Annotated in this window: 14 protein-coding genes and 2 pseudogenes; 9 read left to right on the top strand and 7 right to left on the bottom strand. The window is 68.5% G+C overall.

Annotated features, from left to right (window positions below):
* Positions 1–13 precede the first annotated feature (13 nt).
* Complete coding sequence (locus OG978_RS40235) at positions 14–3,460, bottom strand: ISAzo13 family transposase (protein WP_326770305.1); 3,447 nt, start codon at positions 3,458–3,460, stop codon at positions 14–16.
* Positions 3,461–3,645: 185 nt separating this feature from the next.
* Between OG978_RS40235 and OG978_RS40230 the strand changes: the two genes are divergently transcribed.
* From OG978_RS40230 to OG978_RS40210, 5 genes and pseudogenes are all read left to right on the top strand, one after another.
* Positions 3,646–5,025 (top strand): IS1380 family transposase, encoded by a 1,380-nt coding sequence (locus OG978_RS40230; RefSeq protein WP_326769875.1) that lies wholly within the window; start codon positions 3,646–3,648, stop codon positions 5,023–5,025.
* Between the two features lie 218 nt (positions 5,026–5,243).
* A pseudogene (locus OG978_RS40225) lies at positions 5,244–6,413 on the top strand (IS4 family transposase); the annotation flags it as partial.
* A 16-nt stretch (positions 6,414–6,429) separates the two neighbouring features.
* Positions 6,430–7,380 (top strand): family 78 glycoside hydrolase catalytic domain, encoded by a 951-nt coding sequence (locus tag OG978_RS40220; RefSeq protein ID WP_326763312.1) that lies wholly within the window; start codon positions 6,430–6,432, stop codon positions 7,378–7,380.
* 13 nt (positions 7,381–7,393) lie between these two features.
* On the top strand, positions 7,394–7,516 hold the full coding sequence (locus OG978_RS40215) for a hypothetical protein (protein ID WP_326763313.1): 123 nt from the start codon (positions 7,394–7,396) through the stop codon (positions 7,514–7,516).
* Between the two features lie 61 nt (positions 7,517–7,577).
* Positions 7,578–8,198, top strand: a complete 621-nt coding sequence (locus OG978_RS40210; RefSeq protein WP_326763314.1) for a DUF7691 family protein — start codon at positions 7,578–7,580, stop codon at positions 8,196–8,198.
* Between the two features lie 167 nt (positions 8,199–8,365).
* Here the strand turns inward: OG978_RS40210 and OG978_RS40205 are convergent, their stop codons facing one another.
* Positions 8,366–8,950, bottom strand: a complete 585-nt coding sequence (locus tag OG978_RS40205) for a DNA-binding protein (protein ID WP_326763315.1) — start codon at positions 8,948–8,950, stop codon at positions 8,366–8,368.
* A 333-nt stretch (positions 8,951–9,283) separates the two neighbouring features.
* On the opposite strand from OG978_RS40205, the gene OG978_RS40200 reads away from it, so the two are divergent.
* The gene (locus OG978_RS40200; RefSeq protein ID WP_326763316.1) at positions 9,284–9,670 is read left to right on the top strand and encodes a hypothetical protein; all 387 of its coding nucleotides are present in this window, start codon (positions 9,284–9,286) and stop codon (positions 9,668–9,670) included.
* 254 nt (positions 9,671–9,924) lie between these two features.
* Here OG978_RS40200 and OG978_RS40195 read toward each other — a convergent pair whose 3' ends face one another.
* From OG978_RS40195 to OG978_RS40185, 3 genes are all read right to left on the bottom strand, one after another.
* Complete coding sequence (locus OG978_RS40195; RefSeq protein ID WP_326763317.1) at positions 9,925–10,683, bottom strand: IS6 family transposase; 759 nt, start codon at positions 10,681–10,683, stop codon at positions 9,925–9,927.
* Positions 10,684–10,745: 62 nt separating this feature from the next.
* A complete protein-coding gene (locus tag OG978_RS40190; protein WP_326763318.1) occupies positions 10,746–11,162 on the bottom strand; it encodes a nuclear transport factor 2 family protein in 417 nt (138 codons plus the stop codon).
* Between the two features lie 109 nt (positions 11,163–11,271).
* Positions 11,272–12,240 carry an NADP-dependent oxidoreductase gene (locus OG978_RS40185; protein WP_326763319.1) on the bottom strand — a complete coding sequence of 323 codons (969 nt, stop codon included), beginning with the start codon at positions 12,238–12,240 and terminating at the stop codon, positions 11,272–11,274.
* 129 nt (positions 12,241–12,369) lie between these two features.
* Between OG978_RS40185 and OG978_RS40180 the strand changes: the two genes are divergently transcribed.
* Both OG978_RS40180 and OG978_RS40175 read left to right on the top strand, forming a co-directional pair.
* Complete coding sequence (locus OG978_RS40180; RefSeq protein ID WP_326763320.1) at positions 12,370–13,350, top strand: GlxA family transcriptional regulator; 981 nt, start codon at positions 12,370–12,372, stop codon at positions 13,348–13,350.
* A 54-nt stretch (positions 13,351–13,404) separates the two neighbouring features.
* Positions 13,405–13,788: pseudogene (locus OG978_RS40175) on the top strand (transposase); the annotation flags it as partial.
* 27 nt (positions 13,789–13,815) lie between these two features.
* On the opposite strand, the gene OG978_RS40170 reads toward OG978_RS40175, so the two are convergent.
* A protein-coding gene (locus OG978_RS40170; RefSeq protein WP_326769883.1) for an IS3 family transposase occupies positions 13,816–15,026 on the bottom strand; the annotation gives its coding sequence in 2 pieces (ribosomal slippage) (positions 13,816–14,732 and positions 14,732–15,026; 1,212 coding nt in all).
* 51 nt (positions 15,027–15,077) lie between these two features.
* Positions 15,078–16,703 (bottom strand): IS4 family transposase, encoded by a 1,626-nt coding sequence (locus OG978_RS40165; RefSeq protein WP_326763322.1) that lies wholly within the window; start codon positions 16,701–16,703, stop codon positions 15,078–15,080.
* Between the two features lie 645 nt (positions 16,704–17,348).
* Between OG978_RS40165 and OG978_RS40160 the strand changes: the two genes are divergently transcribed.
* Entirely contained in the window at positions 17,349–17,522 is a 174-nt protein-coding gene (locus OG978_RS40160; RefSeq protein ID WP_164495457.1) for a hypothetical protein, read from the top strand.
* Positions 17,523–17,525 lie beyond the last annotated feature (3 nt).

Raw genomic sequence — 17,525 nt, 5'->3', positions numbered from 1 at the left:
GGCTCGTAAAGAATCAACACGTTGGTTTGGTCTCTGTCGTGAGGGTCGCGCCGTGTGCGGTGGCGTGGACGAGGAGTCCTGCCAGGGTGCTGAGGTGTGCTGCTGGGGGCTGGGGTGTGTGCGCGTGCTGGTCCATCAGTCGTCGGATCTCGCTGGTGGTGTGGCGGATGGTGTCCTTGCTGACGGCGAAGAGGTGGGCCAGCACGGTAGGCGGCAGAGCGAGGTTTTGTTGCAGCACGGTGGCCAGGACCCGGTCGGCCAGGTCGAGTTTGGCTTTGCGGCCGCCGCCCGGGGCCCGGCGCCGGGTGCCGCCGTCGCGTCGGGTGGCCGGGTCCTGTTTCTGCAGCGCCTGCCAGCCAGGGGTCAGGGTCTCGGTCAGCTCGGCCAGTGCGGTGCAGGTCATGCCGGTCAGCGCGGGATGTGACAGGGCACCGCGGTCGAAGACCGCCGCCGGCCCGGGCGTCGGCCTGGTGGGGTCTGCCGGGCTGGCGGGGTGGGGGTGCACGGTGTAGTTCCATTCGCCGTGGAAGGCATGTCCGGTGACCGGCGCCGCGTTCAGCTCGGTGTCGCTGACCTTCACACCGGTGGGATAGGTGCCGGTGTCGAGTTCGGCGTGGACGGTGAGACCGGTGCGGGTGGTGGTCGCGGCGATGGACTGCACGACGACCTCGTGGCTGTTCAGCGCTCTGCCGCGCCAGTTCATGGTGATCGCGGAGAACAGCCGATGCTCCACCTTGTTCCACTTCGATGTGCCCGGCGGCATGTGGCAGACCGTGACGGCCAGGCCGGTCCGGGCGGCGAACGCGGCCAACTCGGTCTTGAAGGCCCGGGTGCGGTAGCCGTTGGAGCCGCCGGCATCGGCAGTGATCAACAGACGTCTGGCCTGCGGGTAGTCGAGGCGTCCTTGCCCGTTCCACCAACGGCGGATCGATTCGACCGCGAAGGCTGCGGTGTCGTGATCCGTACCGACATTCACCCAGCCGGTGTCCGCCGCCAGATCGTAGATGCCATAAGGCAGGGCCTTGCCCAGTGCATCGCTGGGGAAGTCATGGACGTCAACCCGCACGGGTTCACCGGCCGGCCGCCATTGACGTCCCGCATTCTTGAAATCCCCGACGACTTCCTTCTTTTTCGTGTCCACACTGACCACCGGCTCGCCCTCCGCCTGATGGTCCTTGACCTGGTCGTTGATGTACCGGAACTGCGCGTCCCGGTCGGGGTGCTGAGCGCCCTCAAGGGTCTTGGCATTGGCCTGCAGACTGAAACCGTTCTCCCGCAGCAGCCTGCCCACGGTCGGCGCCGACGCGGTATGGCCCTGCCGCGTCAGCTCCCCGGCCAGAGACCGCAGCGACTTGGTCGTCCACCGCAGCGGCGACATCGGATCCCCCCGCTCATCCGGCTCGACCAGCGCCAGCAACGCCGGAACGAGCAGCCGGTCAAGCTTCTCGGCGCTCTTGCGACCGCCGCCGTCCCGGCGGACCCGGCCATCGGGCAGTGGGTCCTCACCGCCCTCCAACTCGAAGACACCCTTCCGCACCGTCGTCTCGCTCACCCCTGCGGCACGCGCGACGGCCCGGACCCCACCGTGCCCCAGCAGCCGGGCCTCGGCGGCCAGCGCCAGCCGCTGCTGCCGCTCATTCAGATGAGGGAACAACACTCCGAATCTCAGGGCAAGTTGGTCACGAACCTCACTCGGTATGCGCATACCACACCAACGACAGGGAGACCGTGAAGCAACGTGTTGATTCTTTACGAGCCCTAAGGGCTCGTAAAGAATCAACACGTTGGTTTGGTCTCTGTCGTGAGGGTCGCGCCGTGTGCGGTGGCGTGGACGAGGAGTCCTGCCAGGGTGCTGAGGTGTGCTGCTGGGGGCTGGGGTGTGTGCGTGCTGGTCCATCAGTCGTCGGATCTCGCTGGTGGTGTGGCGGATGGTGTCCTTGCTGACGGCGAAGAGGTGGGCCAGCACGGTAGGCGGCAGAGCGAGGTTTTGTTGCAGCACGGTGGCCAGGACCCGGTCGGCCAGGTCGAGTTTGGCTTTGCGGCCGCCGCCCGGGGCCCGGCGCCGGGTGCCGCCGTCGCGTCGGGTGGCCGGGTCCTGTTTCTGCAGCGCCTGCCAGCCAGGGGTCAGGGTCTCGGTCAGCTCGGCCAGTGCGGTGCAGGTCATGCCGGTCAGCGCGGGATGTGACAGGGCACCGCGGTCGAAGACCGCCGCCGGCCCGGGCGTCGGCCTGGTGGGGTCTGCCGGGCTGGCGGGGTGGGGGTGCACGGTGTAGTTCCATTCGCCGTGGAAGGCATGTCCGGTGACCGGCGCCGCGTTCAGCTCGGTGTCGCTGACCTTCACACCGGTGGGATAGGTGCCGGTGTCGAGTTCGGCGTGGACGGTGAGACCGGTGCGGGTGGTGGTCGCGGCGATGGACTGCACGACGACCTCGTGGCTGTTCAGCGCTCTGCCGCGCCAGTTCATGGTGATCGCGGAGAACAGCCGATGCTCCACCTTGTTCCACTTCGATGTGCCCGGCGGCATGTGGCAGACCGTGACGGCCAGGCCGGTCCGGGCGGCGAACGCGGCCAACTCGGTCTTGAAGGCCCGGGTGCGGTAGCCGTTGGAGCCGCCGGCATCGGCAGTGATCAACAGACGTCTGGCCTGCGGGTAGTCGAGGCGTCCTTGCCCGTTCCACCAACGGCGGATCGATTCGACCGCGAAGGCTGCGGTGTCGTGATCCGTACCGACATTCACCCAGCCGGTGTCCGCCGCCAGATCGTAGATGCCATAAGGCAGGGCCTTGCCCAGTGCATCGCTGGGGAAGTCATGGACGTCAACCCGCACGGGTTCACCGGCCGGCCGCCATTGACGTCCCGCATTCTTGAAATCCCCGACGACTTCCTTCTTTTTCGTGTCCACACTGACCACCGGCTCGCCCTCCGCCTGATGGTCCTTGACCTGGTCGTTGATGTACCGGAACTGCGCGTCCCGGTCGGGGTGCTGAGCGCCCTCAAGGGTCTTGGCATTGGCCTGCAGACTGAAACCGTTCTCCCGCAGCAGCCTGCCCACGGTCGGCGCCGACGCGGTATGGCCCTGCCGCGTCAGCTCCCCGGCCAGAGACCGCAGCGACTTGGTCGTCCACCGCAGCGGCGACATCGGATCCCCCCGCTCATCCGGCTCGACCAGCGCCAGCAACGCCGGAACGAGCAGCCGGTCAAGCTTCTCGGCGCTCTTGCGACCGCCGCCGTCCCGGCGGACCCGGCCATCGGGCAGTGGGTCCTCACCGCCCTCCAACTCGAAGACACCCTTCCGCACCGTCGTCTCGCTCACCCCTGCGGCACGCGCGACGGCCCGGACCCCACCGTGCCCCAGCAGCCGGGCCTCGGCGGCCAGCGCCAGCCGCTGCTGCCGCTCATTCAGATGAGGGAACAACACTCCGAATCTCAGGGCAAGTTGGTCACGAACCTCACTCGGTATGCGCACACCACACCAACGACAGGGAGACCGTGAAGCAACGTGTTGATTCTTTACGAGCCCTAACCTCGCGCTTTCATGAGCGTGCTCGTCCATGCCTTGATCAAATAAGCAGAGAGTGCTTCTGACCTGCAACGATGGGACTTGTCTAGGGTCCTGTTGGCTGCACGGAAAGAAGCACTCTCCAGGTGAGTAAGCGTATCGGGTTGTACCCACGTGTCCGCGTCGAGGGCGGCGGCAGAGGGGCGGTCTCGCAGGCCGGGGCGGTGCTGCTGGTCGAGACGGTCCGCACGTTGGGCCTGGACGATGCGATATCGGCGGCGCTGGCGCCCTGGCGCAAGCCGCGGACGATGCATGATCCGGGCAAGGTCCTGCTGGATATCGCACTCGCGACGGCTCTGGGCGGGGACTGCCTCGCTGATGTCGCCATGCTGCGGGCCGAGGCCGACGTGTTCGGTCCAGTGGCATCGGACCCCACGGTCTCCCGGCTCATCGACGCGCTCGCCGCGGCCGGGCCGAAGGCGCTCACCGCGATCCGCGCGGCACGAGCCGAAGTGCGCACGCGAGTATGGGAGTTGGCCGGTGAAGACAATCCGGCCGCCGGTGGCAGCGTGATCGTGGACATCGACGGCGTGCTGGTGCTTGCGCACTCCGAGAAGCAGGACGCCACCGCGACCTGGAAGAAGACCTTCGGTCACCATCCGCTCGTTGCGTTCGTCGACCACGGCCAGGCCGGTTCCGGGGAACCGGTGGCCGCGCTGCTGCGGCCTGGCAACGCAGGCTCCAACACCGCGAGCGATCACATCGAAACCACCCGCCTCGCCCTGGCCCAACTGCCCAAACACCTGCGGCGGGGACGGCAGACGCTGGTCCGCACCGACTCCGCCGGCGGCACCCACGCCTTCCTCGACTGGCTCTCCCGCCGCGGCCGGTGGCTGTCCTACTCGGTCGGAATGACCATCACCGACGCCATCCACCAGGCTGTGCTGAAGATCCCGAAACGGGCCTGGACACCGGCCTACGACTCCGACGGCACCGAACGGCCCGGCGCCTGGGTCGCAGAGATCACCGACATGCCCGACCTGAGCACCTGGCCCAAGGGCATGCGGCTGATCGTCCGCAAGGAACGGCCACACCCCGGCGCCCAGTTGCGCTTCACCGACGTTGACGGGCTGCGACTGACCTGCTTCGCGACCAACACAAAGGGCGGCCAGCTCGCCGACCTCGAACTGCGTCACCGCAGGCGGGCCCGCTGCGAGGACCGCATCCGAAACGCCCGCGATACCAGCCTGCGCAACCTGCCCCTGCACGACACAGCCCAGAACCGGATCTGGCTGGAGATCGTCTCCATCGCGCTCTACCTCCTCGCCTGGATGCCGATGCTCGCCCTGACAGGCGAAACCCGCCGTTGGGAGCCGAAGCGCCTCCGCCTCCGCTTGTTTTCCGCCGCCGCCCAGCTCGTGAACACCGGCCGCCGCCGCTGGCTCCGCCTGGCCGCCCGATGGCCCTGGACATCCGTGATCACCAGCGCCATGGACCGGCTCCAGGCCCTACCGAACCCCGGCTGACCAGTAAATTCACCCGTCCCAACAACCTGCACGACCACCCCGGGAGTGGAACCCGGCGCCCACCCGACGCGACAACCGGGCCACCAACATGCCCTCGCACATCCGCAACAGCAAAACGGCCCGACGGAAGAACCGACGGACCGTCATGCAAGATCGAGGCTAAGCTTGGCTTAAACCCAATACCGTTCAGTTAAGGGTCAGGGCGGTACTGTGGGGGCATGCCGCGTTCTGGTTGGGTGAAGCCGTCTTCTGGTGTCCGGTTGTCGGATTTGGTGTCTGTGGGGTTGCTGACGCGGGTGTTTCCCGCGGACGTGGTTGACGCGGTGATCGAGGAGGCGGGGCGTACTGAGCGGCGTCGCCGGTCGTTGCCCGCACGGGTAATGGCGTACTTCTCGATCGGGATGGCGCTGTATTCCGATGACTCGTACGAGGATGTGTTCGCGCAGCTCACGGACGGGCTGTCGTGGGCGTCGGGGTGGTCCGAGTCGTTCCCGCCGCCGTCGAAGTCGGCGATCTTCCAGGCCAGGTCTCGTTTGGGGTTCGAGCCGGTGCGGGATCTCTTCGCGCGGGTCGCACGTCCGCTGGCGGGGCCGGGCACGCCGGGGTCGTGGCTGGCGGGGCGTCGTCTGGTGGCGGTCGATGGGACGTGCCTGGACGTGGCGGACACGTCAGTCAACGCAGAGTTCTTCGGGCGGCCCGCTTCAAGCCGAGGGGAGCGGGCCGCGTTTCCGCAGGCCCGCCTGGTGGCATTGGCTGAATGCGGCACCCATGCGGTCTTCGACGCTGTTACCGGCCCGTGCGGTGTGTCGGAGATGGAGTTGTCCCGGCAGCTCGTCGGGCGGCTGGAGCCGGGCCAGCTGGTCCTGGCCGACCGGGGTTTCTACGGGTTCCGCCTCTGGCAACAGGCCGCAGCCACGGGCGCGGATCTGCTCTGGCGAGTGAAGACGAACCTGAGGCCCCGGTACCTGGAAACCCTGGCCGACGGGTCGTGGCTGGCCCGGATCGTCCCGACATCGGGAACGAACCGGGCCACGACGGATCCACTCACGGTCAGAGTGATCGACTACACGATCGATGACGGCCGGGACAACCCCGAGGAATACCGGCTGCTGACCACGATCCTCGACCCTGCCGAGGCCGGCGCCGAGGACCTCGCAGCCGCCTACGCCCAACGGTGGGAAATCGAGACCACCTTCGACGAGCTGAAGACCCACCAGCGCGGGCCCCGCGCGGTACTGCGCTCGAAGGCCCCCGACCTTGTCCAGCAAGAAATCTGGGGACACCTGTGCTGCCACTACGCCATTCGCACCCTGATGGCCGACACCGCCGCCCACGCCGGCCACGACCCCGACAGAGTCTCCTTACGCGCTTCGAGTACTGCAAGGCGAGTGGATCACGGACTCGATGACGTACGCAGCCGACGAAGATCCGGTGCTCTACTTCGGGGCCGCCCTGGAAATTCCCGAACGGGTCGTCCGGGCCCGCGCCTACGCCTCGGCCCTGGGCTGGTACCGCCTGGTGGTCAACGGCAAGGACCTGACCGGGGCGAGCCTGGTGCCACGCTTCACGCCGTTCGAGCAGGAGGTCGAGTACCGCGAGTACGACCCGGCCGGCGCGATCGTCCCCGGCATGAATCTGTTCCACCTGGTGGTCGCCGACGGGCGTTTCCGTGGCCGCCTCGGGTTTCTCGCACGCCGCTGCGTCTACGGGCCGGAACTGGCGGCATACCTGCACTTGGAGCTGGAGTTCGCCGACGGAACCCGACGCACGTGGGGCACGGACGCCACGTGGACCGTGGGCCGCGGGCCCGTCGTGCGTGCCGACCCGAAGTTCGGTGAGTTTGCAGATCTGCGTATCCCTGCGCCGTGGAGTCAGCCTCATGACCACGCTCAGTCGCGCCCGGTGCGTCCGTTCTCCCCGCACTCCCGGCAGCTGATCGCTGAGCAGGTACCACCGGTCACTGCCGTGAAAGAGCTGACACCGGTTTCGGTGTGGCGATCCCCCAGGGGACGCCAACTGGTTGATTTCGGGCAGAACTTCGCCGGCGTCGCGCGCCTGCGCCTCACCGGCCGGGCGGGCACCTCTGTCCGCGTCACCTATAGCGAGCTCATCAGCCCTGACGGCGAGCTGGACACGCAGTGGATTCTGAGCGACAGGAAAAAGCCGTGGTACCAGCGTGACGAGGTCATCATCGGCGCCCCGGGTGAGTGGTTCGAACCGAGCTTCACCATCCACGGCTTCCGTTACCTGGAGATCGAGGTCCTGGATCAGGACCTGGCGCCCAACGACATCGTGGGCGTGGTTCTGTCCTCCGAGCGGGACGCGGTCGGGTTGGCCGCTCGTAGCGTGCCGTAGGACGCCGGTCCGGGTGACTCAGGGTGAAGCCGCGGGGCGGACCGGCATCGACGACATGCAGCGCGTCGACCGTTCCGCGCTCCTCCGCGGTGGTCATGATGACCGGCACGCCCTCGAAGACTGCACCGGGCCGTGACCTGCCTGGCCGGGCGGTGCCCGCGCGCAGCAGTGTCAGCGGCTTCCCTTAGGTTCGTCCCATGAGTTCTTCTCTGAGCGTCTACCTGCTCGACGTGGCCGCTACGCGCGCCTTGGTCGGATCCCGCGACAACCAGTTGCTGGAGGCGATCCGCAACGGCTTCGGGGACGACCTGGCACGCGACGACGACTATTTCAGCGACGCGATCGAGGAAGGCGCCCCCACGGCATACGAGGCACTGCGCGCGGTCATCGACGGCGAGCCCTTCAGTGAGGATAGGGACCACGCCTTCCAGTACGGCTACGCCTACAAGCGGCTGTGTTCGCTCACCGGCTCGTTCTTGGACAACGACCGTTTTACGCCGCACCGGGGTGACTGGCTGTCGGTGGTCGACGAGGGCCTGAATGCTCTGGGCGTCACCGCCGTGTCTGTTGAGGACTTCAGCTACAGCGACCTGCCCGATCCTCTGCCGTACACATTCATACCGGGCTGCGGCGAGTGGACGCCCGATCACATCGCACAGGCGCTGGAGCAGTTCGAGGCCACCAAGCGGGCGGTCGACGAGTCGGGCCAGGCGCCACCGCTGGAGTCTGAGGTCGTGGAGGCCGTTATGCAGTGTCTCGGCTGGATGCGGCACGCCGCGGGACGGCCTGGCTTTGGAGTCATCGGCTTCCGGTCCTGAACGCGAACACCGACGCCAGGCCCTCGTACGGCACCTCGGTGAGCAGTACCGCCGACTGTCCGAGCGCTTCCTGATGCCGAACGGGGTGTCGCTGGAGAACCGGCGCGACCCGCATTCGCTGCTGATCTCCACGGTGCCCCGGATCGGGGCGCGGACGGAGAAGAAGGTCACCGGGACGGGGAGCTGCGGTGGGCTTGGGCGAGGAGCCGTTCCCAGGTACGGGTTGATCCGCCGTACTGGGCGGCGAGAGCGGCCGCGAGGCGGGTACGGGGGACGTCCTCGGCGGTTTCGAGTGCCTCGGTGGCGGTGCGCAGGCGGGGGTCGCCTTCGTAGGCGTGGGCCTTGAGGGGCCCGTTCCCTGTGCCCGGGGGGCGTCCGCCTCCCTTTCCCTGCCGGGGAGGGGCGTTGCGGCGTTTCTCGACGTCGCGTCGGGCCCAGAGTCGGAGGCTGTAGACGGTTGTGCCGGGCGGGAGGTAGCCCTGGGTCGCGTAGGCGCGGACGGTGCTTGCCGCGACGTCGAGCAGGGCGGCGGCCTCCTCGTCGTTGAGGAGGTCGTCGGGGTGTTCGCGGGTGGGCAGGGCGGGGATGGGCCGCCCGTCGAGGTGGGCCTGGGCCTGGGCGAGGTCGTAGACCAGGACGCGACTGTCGGGGAAGAGGGTTGGCACGTGCTGGCGGAATGCGGGGGCGTCGCGGCGCCGCCAGGTGGCGATGGGTACGCCGGCCTGCTGGGCGATGTCGGCTTCGTTGATCACGGGGCGGCTGTGGGGGATCACGGGCGGTTGGCTTCTCTCGGGTGTTCCGGCGGACGGGCTACGCTGGTGGGACTTCCTCGGCTGGCGGTGACGTCTGCGTGGATGTTGGTCAGGGGCCGGTGGTGTGCCGGGTCGCTTCTCGCAAGTGGCTCTCCGCCGGCCCCTTCTCTGTCTCCCTCTTCCAGCGGCGGACCTCGCGCGGGTTGGCTGAACTTTCGGCTGCGGGCGATGGGCTGGCAGACCGCGCGCGCCTGTGCCGTCAGCTCATCGCGGAGCGCACCTGAGGAAGGCCACGGTTTCGCGCAGACGTTTCGCTGCCCGGGTTGACTTTAAATGGAGGCCGATTCCACTGCCACCGGATCGGGCACGGTCAATTTCGACGACGAGTCGCCGAAGTACACGGACGGCGGCCCGTACCCCGGTACCGACTACTCCGGCAAGGTGCCGGGCGACGACGCCGAGCTGACCCATTCACTGATCGACGAGTACAGCCGCAGCTTCCCCGGCAAGAACATCATCGTGGCGAAATCGTTCAACAACCTCTCCTTCTCCGGGGTGTCCGGCCTCGAACATCTTGCGGTGGTGGACGGTGTCGATGTGTTCGCCCTCGACAGCGGAACCATCACCAACAAGGGGGACGGCGGCTGGAAGAACTGGGGTTTCACCGGCAACTTCGAGTACGCCGAGGACGCGAAGGAGGTGACCTTCGGCGACCGGTGAGGTAGAGGTCGACCGCGCGCCCGTCGAGGGCTGAGGGGTGCCGTCGGAGACGCTGATCGGAGGACTGCCCACCACCTGGCCGGGCGCAAGGACCTCGGACGGTGGGTAAACGTGCAGCGGTTCGGGTGGGAGCAGCTCCTACCCGAACAGCAGTGGATCCTGGAGAACACCCTCACGGGTGCTGTTACGTTGTTGGGTTGCAGGTGCCTGACGGTGCGTCGTGGCCTGGTGGGGCCCGCGGTCCGGGCCTGTGGTCAGGCTGTGGTGGGCCGGCCGGCAGCGCCGGTGATCTGGTCCCAGATCGCGAAGCGGACGGTCATCTCGGCTCGGTGGTCGGAGGCGGTCATCAGGTGGCGGTGAGGGCGGAAGTGGGGTGAGATGCCGCTGAACGCGGACAGGAACCGCTGGGCCCCGCCGACGGAGCGGAATCCCTTAATGGCACGTTCGCGCTGCCGGGTAGGCTGATGACTGTTCTCGGCCCGGTTGTTCAGGCCCTTGTGGGCACGGTGTTCCACCGAGGGCATGACCTCGCGGTGCGCCGCGCCGTAGGAACGGAGCTTGTCGGTGACGACCACCCGCGGCACCGTACGGGTCTTCTTCATCAGGCGGCGGAAGAAGCGTCCTGCCGCGGCCTTGTCCCGGCGGCTCTGCAGGAGGATGTCGAGCACGTTGCCGTCCTGGTCGACGGCCCGCCACAGGTACTTCTGCTCTCCGTTGTTCTTCACGAAGACCTCGTCCAGGTGCCACTTGTCCCCGGGCCGTGGCCGACGGCGGCGCAGTCCGTCCGCGTAGGCCTGGCCGAACTTGGCGGACCAGCGGCGGATGGTCTCGTAGGAGACGATGACGCCGCGCTCGAGCATCAGCTCCTCGACCTCGCGGAAGGACAGCGGGAAGCGGAAGTACAGCCATACCGCGTGCGCGATCACCTCCACCGGGTACCGGTGGCCCTTGTACGACGGCGACGCGGACGACACGAACGAATCTCTCCCCGGCACGACCAACCAGAAGATCATCCCACCCGGCCAGTCAACGTGACAGTGCCCTGGAGCACTGTGCGGTAGTTGCCGACGTGTGGTCAGAAGGTGAAGGCTTCGCTGATGGCGTGGCTGTCCTCGTACATGCGGTAGCCGGTGATCTTGCCTTCGGCTGCGGTGATGTGGAGGGCAAAGTGGTTGGTGAAGGTCTTGCCGGTGGCCAGGACCCCGAAGCGGTTGTGGCCGATGACCACGGCGTGGTCACCATCGACGACGGTCGTGGCGACGACGTACTCCTTTGCGGGGGTGAGGTGCCGGCCGAAGGAGGCGAAGAACGCGGCGATGTCGTCCTTGGTGGTGCGGTTTCCGGCCCAGGGGACGTTGGGAGCGCCGCCGACGTGGAAGGCAATGTCGTCGGCGAACAGGTCCAGCAGGGCGGGCATGTCGCCTTCGCCGAAGCGGGCGAAGAATGCGTCGACAACGTCACGGGTGCTGGCCTGGGCGGTGATGGTGCTCATGGTGGTTCCGTTCTGTGTGGTGTGTGTCGTGCGGGTGGGATGGGTCCTGCCTGACGCAGGCCGGGGAGCCGGCGGTCTGGCTGCCGCAGGGCAGAAGCTGCGGGGCGGGTCAGGGGGCGATGGAGAGGACGATCTTGCCGGTGGTGCGGCCGATCTCGCCCAGCGTGTGGGCCCGGACGGCTTCTTCGAGGGGGAAGACCGCGTCGACAATCACGCGCAGGTGGCCGTCCTCGACCAGGGAGGTGATCTCGCGCAACCCCGCATGGTCGGGCTCGACGAGCATGAACACCGCCCGGATACCGGCCGCCTCGGCCTCCTTCGCGGGGAAGGTGTCGTCCAGCGGCAGGATCGAGATCAGCGTGCCGCCCGGCCGCAGCGTTTGCAGGGACCGGGCCCAGTTGGGGCCGCCGAGGGTGTCCAGGACGACATCGACGTCGCGGAGGGTCTCGGCGAAGTCCTGGGTGCGGTAGTCGATCAGCTCGTCGGCGCCCAGCGAGCGCAGCAGCTCGTGCTTGGCCGCGCTGGCCGTGCCGATGACGTACGCGCCGCGGGCCTTGGCGATCTGCACGGCCAGGTGGCCGACGCCTCCGGCGGCCGCGTGGATCAGGACGCGCTGGCCGGGCTGGACGTTCGCGGTGTCCACCAGGGCCTGCCAAGCGGTCAGCGAGGCCAGCGGCAGGGCGCCGGCCTGGATGTGGTTCAGGCCGTTGGGGCGCGGGGCGAAGTGGCGGGTCGGGGCGGCGACGTACTCGGCATAGGCCCCCGCCGGGTGCGGGAAGCGCGGCATCCCGAACACCTCGTCGCCGACCTCGAAGAGTGTCACCCCGCCGCCGACCGCCTCGACCACCCCAGCGACGTCGAAGCCCAGGGTGAACGGCGGCCTGGCTCCGGTGGCGAACACGCCGCGCTCGCGGGTCTTCCAGTCGGCCGGGTTCACGCCTGCCGCGTGCACCCGGACCAGGATCTCGCCCCGGCCCGGGACCGGACGCTGCGTCTCGACGGTCTTGAGGACCTCCGGGGCTCCAGCGGCGTCCTGGGAGACGGCGCGCATGGTCGAGGGGCTGGTGGCCTGGTCCATGATGACGTGCTCTTTTCAGCAGTGCGTTTCTTGTCGTTCGTGCCGTTTCTCCTGGGCACGTCCTAAGACTGCCTGGGAGGAAAGACCCCCAGTAGTGGCCCGATGGCCATGGAGTGAAAGGATCGGGTCATGCACCACATTGGCGTTCTGGCCCTGGAAGGTGTCGTCCCCTTCGAGCTCGGCATCCCCGCGCGGATCTTCGGCGCCGCCCGCGACGGCACGGGCAACCGGCTCTACTCCGTGACCACGTGCAGCCTGGACGGCCACCCCGTCCGCACCGAGGCCGACTACCAGCTCACCGTCTCCCACGACGCCTCCCTGCTGACCACCGTCGACACCGTCGTCATCCCGCCCTCCCACGCGCTGGGCCCCATTCGCGAGGAGGGCCGCCTGCCCGACCCCCTGCGCGAGGCCCTGGCCGCCATCCGCCCCGAAACCCGGATCGTGGCGATCTGCACCGGCACCTACGTGCTGGCCGCCGCGGGGCTGCTAGACGGCCGCCCCGCCACTACCCACTGGCGCGAAGCCGACCGCCTGCAGCGCATGTTCCCCACCGCGCGCATCAACCCTGACGTCCTCTTCATCGACGACGGCGAGATCCTCACCTCTGCCGGGGTCGCCGCCGGAATCGACCTGTGCCTGCACATCGTCCGCCGCGACCACGGCAGCGAAATCGCCAACGAGGTCGCCCGCTCGTGCGTCGTACCGCCCTGGCGCGACGGCGGACAGGCTCAGTACATCCAGCGCCCCGTCCCCGACCCCACTGCCCCCGGCACCGCCCCCACACAGGCGTGGATCATGGAACACCTCGCCGAACCCGTCACTCTGGCCGATATGGCCGCCCACGCCAACGTCAGCGTGCGCACCTTCACCCGCCGCTTCCGCGACGAGGTCGGCACCAGCCCCGGCCAGTGGCTCGTCCGCCAGCGCGTCGACCTGGCCCGGCACCTGCTGGAGACCACTGACTGGCCCGTCGACCTGGTCGCCGGCCGCGCCGGATTCGGCACCGGTGTCTCCCTGCGCCAGCACCTTCATGCCGCCATCGGGATCACACCCCAGGCATACCGCCGCACCTTCCGCCCCACCCCCGCAACGCTGGGGGGTGGCTAGTAGGGCTTTGTTACGTATCTGGGCAAGTGGTCGCCTTGATGGTTTCCTGCAGTTATGAGGGCGGATGAACTCGCGGCGTGCAGGGCCCGGTTGGAGGAGTTCGCTGGGGAGGTGTTCGCGCCTTTGGCGCGTGCTGATCAGCGGAGGAAGGGCGGGCTGTACCTGCGGGGCCTGCTGCTGGACGGGCATCGGAAGTCGATGCAGCCGATGGCTGGTCGGCTGGGTGTGGACCACCAGCAATTGCAGCAGTTCATGACCTCGTCGACCTGGCCGGTGGACACGGTTCGTGCCAGGCTGGCTCGCAGGGCGGTGGCTGTGGTCCGGCCGCAGGTGTGGGCCGTGGACGACACCGGGTTCCCGAAGGACGGAAGGTCCTCGCCCGGGGTGGCCAGGCAGTACTCCGGCACCCTGGGCAAGGTCGGGAACTGCCAGATAGGGGCCTTGACCCCTGATCTTGAACACGGGTTATGCGGATTCGGCCAGCGTAGTTGATGTTGTTCGGAGTGCTCGCTCGTAGGCGATGGGGCTGCGATGTCCGAGGCGGGAGTGGCGTCGGACGGTGTTGTATCGGTGGAGCCAGCGGAGGAGGTCCAGGTGGGCCTCGTGCTCGGTGTCCCAGGCCCGGCGGCCTTGGAGGGTCTCCCGTTTGCAGGTCGCGTTGAACGACTCGGCGAGTGCGTTGTCCGCGCTGGAGCCGACCGCGCTCATGGACTGGGTGACGCCGGCTTCGCGGCAGGCATCGGCGAAGGCCCGGCTGCAGTACTGGGCCCCGTGATCGCTGTGGAAAATGGCGCCGGTGAGATTGCCGCGGGTCCGTTCGGCCGCATGCAGGGCGTCGATGACGAGGTCGGCCCGCATGTGGTCGGCGATCGCCCACCCCGCCAGGCGCCGCGAGGCGAGGTCGATCACGGTCGCCAGGTAGCGGAACGTCCCGCCGCTCAGCGGCAGATAGGTGATGTCGCCGACGTACTTGGTGTTGACGTCGGTGGCGGTGAAGTCGCGGCCGATCAGGGCCGGGACCTTCGCGACGGTGAGGTCGGGGACGGTGGTGCGGTGCCGGCGGCGCAGGCGGAGCCCGGCCAGGCCGATGGCCTTCATGACCCGGGCGACGCGTTTGTGGTTCACCACCTCACCCCCGTCGCGAAGCTCGGCGGTGATCCTCGGGACACCGTAGGTGCCGTCCGAGGCTCGGTGGACGGTGCGTATCAGGGTGGCAAGCCGTGCGTCGGCCGCCTGCCGGGCTGCCCGCAGCGACGCCGTCCGGCGCCAGTAGTAGAAGGTCGACCGGGCCAGGCCCAGCACACGGCACAACCGCTTCACGCCGTATCGGCGCTGGTGGTCCTCAACGAACTGGCAGCGGTTCACCAGCCCGTCTCCGCCGCGAAATAGCGGGCCGCCTTGCGCAGGATCTCGCGTTCCTTCTTCAGCTCGGCGTTTTCCCGTCGCAGGGCGGCGACCTCGGCTTCCAGCGCCGACGGCACTACCGGGGCTGAAGACGGGGCGGTCGAACGGCGGCCCCGCGGGCAGCCGGAGCCGGCCACCCGGATCCAGTTCCGCAGGGTCTCCGGGTTGATCCCCAGGTCCGCGGCAACCTGCTTGATCGTCGCTTCCGGCCGCGACTCGTACAACGCGACCGCATCCGCCTTGAACTCGGCGGAGTAGTGCTTCATGACCACGACACGTCCATCTCTCAGATCCTCAAGATCCACTATCTCGAGTGTCCAAGATCAGGGGTGAGGGCCCAAGGCCGGGTAGTTAGCGTTTTCGCTGGTCACGCAAGGGGAGTTGGGGTCCATGTTGTGGCGGCGTAGAGGCCGGGGCCGAGTTTGTGGATGAGGCCGGTCTCGGCCCATCTGGAGGCGCCAGAGGCGGTCGGGGTCCTTCTCGAGCAGGGCCAGGATTCGGTGCCGGCGGCGCTTGGCGAGGGCGGTGTGCCGGTCGTCGCGGGAGACGGCGGGGAGCTGAGGGTGGGATTCCGGAGGCTCGAGGATGTTGATGTCGAGACCGGTGACGGTGCAGGTGTTGTCGGGCCTGCCGTCCTCGTGGCGGGTGCTGTAGCGGGACATCGGTGACTTGACCTTGCGGGTGCTGACCCGCTGGCGTCTGGGCGGGAGGAGGCGGGTCAGGATCCGGTGGCCGATCAGTCCGGGACGACCGGCATCGACGGGGTCGGTGATGACGGCGGCGGCCTGGACGACCTGGTCACGGGCGGTCTGGAGGGCGACGGTGAAGCAGCAGCGGTCCGGGTCGGTGCCCGGCAGCGACTCCGCGGCCTCGACCATCACGGTCCGCAGGGTCTGGTAGAGAGTGAGCAGGGCCCACATCTCCTGTTCGACGCCGGCCGGGTCGCCCGAACGCAGGACGCGCCCGTTCATGATCGTGTGGCGGAGCGCGTAGTACGCCGATTCGTGTTCCCACCGCTGGTGGTAGAGACCTGCCAGCACGGCCGCCGGGTAGCGGCGGGCGTCGGTCAGGGTAGTGACCAGCCGGTAGGAGCCTGCGAAGACGGTCCCGCCCGCGCAGGTCACCGTGATGGTCGCGTCGATGACACGGACTTTCTCCGTACCGATCACCGACAGGTACGAGCCGTCACCGAGACGCGTCAGGACCGGAGTGCGGCGGTTGGCCCGGAGCCGGCCCAGCACCTGAGCGCCGGTCGCGTTCACGGCAGCGAGGAAGCTGTTGCCGTCGAAGCCCTTGTCCCACAGGACCAGCATGTCCGGCCGCAGCAGATGCAGTAGCCGTGAGGCGTAACCGGTTTCGCCGCCGGACGGTGGCCCGAACACCGCGCCGATGAGCGCCCTGGTCCCGGTCTCGACCAGCGTCATCAACTCCATGGTCGGATAGCCGTGGTGAGACGTCCGCCCCAGCCAGCCCCGGTTCCGCTCGGAGTCGGCGACCTTCTGTGAACTGCACCCGTCGAACGACACCGTCCGGAACGGACCGAATCGCACCCCCGGTGTCGTCGGCCGGGCCAGCGGACCGGCCAGCACCTCGAACAGTGCCCGAACCGGTGCGGCTCCAAGCCGACGGCGCAGATCACGCAGGGCCTTCGGCGTCGGACCGGCCACCGAAACCCCGTCCAGGCCCGCCGCCAGCTTGTCCCAGACCAACCGGTATCCGACCTCGGGGAACAGGCACATCGCGAGCAGGAAGTACACCCCCACCCGCGACGGGAGATCACGCAGTCGCCGCTGTATCGACCGCGTCTCCTCCAGGACCGCGTCGACCAGCTCAAACGGCACGACGGCTGTCAGCTCGCCCAGATGCCCCGGCGCGAACCGGCCCGCCGCCACGGTGACCGTACGGGTGATGGCCACTACCGGGGCCGAAAGGACATGATGAAACGGCAACGGACCTCCTCGGGAACAAGCTGTCTTGGACGACTGTCTGTACCAACGAGCTCCGTTGCTCCACGCCGAGAATCCCTCAACGGGCTTGCGTGACCAGCGAAAACGCTAACTACCCGGCCTTGGGCCTTGACCCCGGGTTTTGGACACCGGAGAGACTTTCGCGTTTCAGCTCGATACCCGAGACCAGAAGGACGCGGTCGGCCGCGTAGTGAGGGCAGCACAGGCGGTGCCACGTCAGGGTGAGGCGGTCCCGGCTGCGATGCAGGGTTGCGGTCCCTGCGCGACCCGGACAAGGTTCTGGACAAAGCCGAGGCGGAGTAACGGATGCGCTGCTACGTCCCTCTGACGAGGTCGGGACGGGGTGCCGTCACACAGGGACGGGCATATTGTCCGTATATGGGTGACGTGCGGTGCGGCTGGTGCGGTGCGCGGCTGTCGGGATCCGAGGCCCGCGGGCGCCGGTACTGCCGGCCGGCTCACCGGCAGGCGGCTTGGCGGGCCCGGCGCCGTTGGCGGGAGGCAGCGCCCGCGCGGAAAGGGGTGGCCGCGGCCGGTGAGCTCCTGTTGCTGCACGTCACAAGCGTCGCGCGGCTACCCGTGGAGCCGCCTCGCCCGGGTTCGCCCGTGGGCTGGAACTGCGCTGCCGTGGCCCGGGTATCTGATCTGGCCGGACAGCTGGTCCGTGCGGCGGTGCTGGCGGATCGGCGGGCCGGGGCGAGCTGGGCACAGATCGGTGCGGGGCTGGGGATCAGCGCCGAGGCGGCCCGCAGCCGCTTCGGGCGCAGCCGCAGAGCCGCGCCTGCCGGCCGGGGCGGGTGACGG

The organism is Streptomyces sp. NBC_01591 (genome assembly GCF_035918155.1).
Classification (GTDB): domain Bacteria; phylum Actinomycetota; class Actinomycetes; order Streptomycetales; family Streptomycetaceae; genus Streptomyces.
The sequence above is the reverse complement of the archived record's forward strand: the minus strand, read 5'-3'. Positions and strand labels throughout refer to the sequence as shown.

Bases quoted from the DNA above. Each gene is read 5' to 3' on its own strand.
- OG978_RS40220 (WP_326763312.1), top strand. From the start codon at position 6,430: ATGACGTACGCAGCCGACGAAGATCCGGTGCTCTACTTCGGGGCCGCC.
- OG978_RS40210 (WP_326763314.1), top strand. From the start codon at position 7,578: ATGAGTTCTTCTCTGAGCGTCTACCTGCTCGACGTGGCCGCTACGCGC.
- OG978_RS40200 (WP_326763316.1), top strand. From the start codon at position 9,284: ATGGAGGCCGATTCCACTGCCACCGGATCGGGCACGGTCAATTTCGAC.
- OG978_RS40185 (WP_326763319.1), bottom strand. From the start codon at position 12,240: ATGGACCAGGCCACCAGCCCCTCGACCATGCGCGCCGTCTCCCAGGAC.
- OG978_RS40180 (WP_326763320.1), top strand. From the start codon at position 12,370: ATGCACCACATTGGCGTTCTGGCCCTGGAAGGTGTCGTCCCCTTCGAG.
- OG978_RS40190 (WP_326763318.1), bottom strand. From the start codon at position 11,162: ATGAGCACCATCACCGCCCAGGCCAGCACCCGTGACGTTGTCGACGCA.
- OG978_RS40195 (WP_326763317.1), bottom strand. From the start codon at position 10,683: ATGATCTTCTGGTTGGTCGTGCCGGGGAGAGATTCGTTCGTGTCGTCC.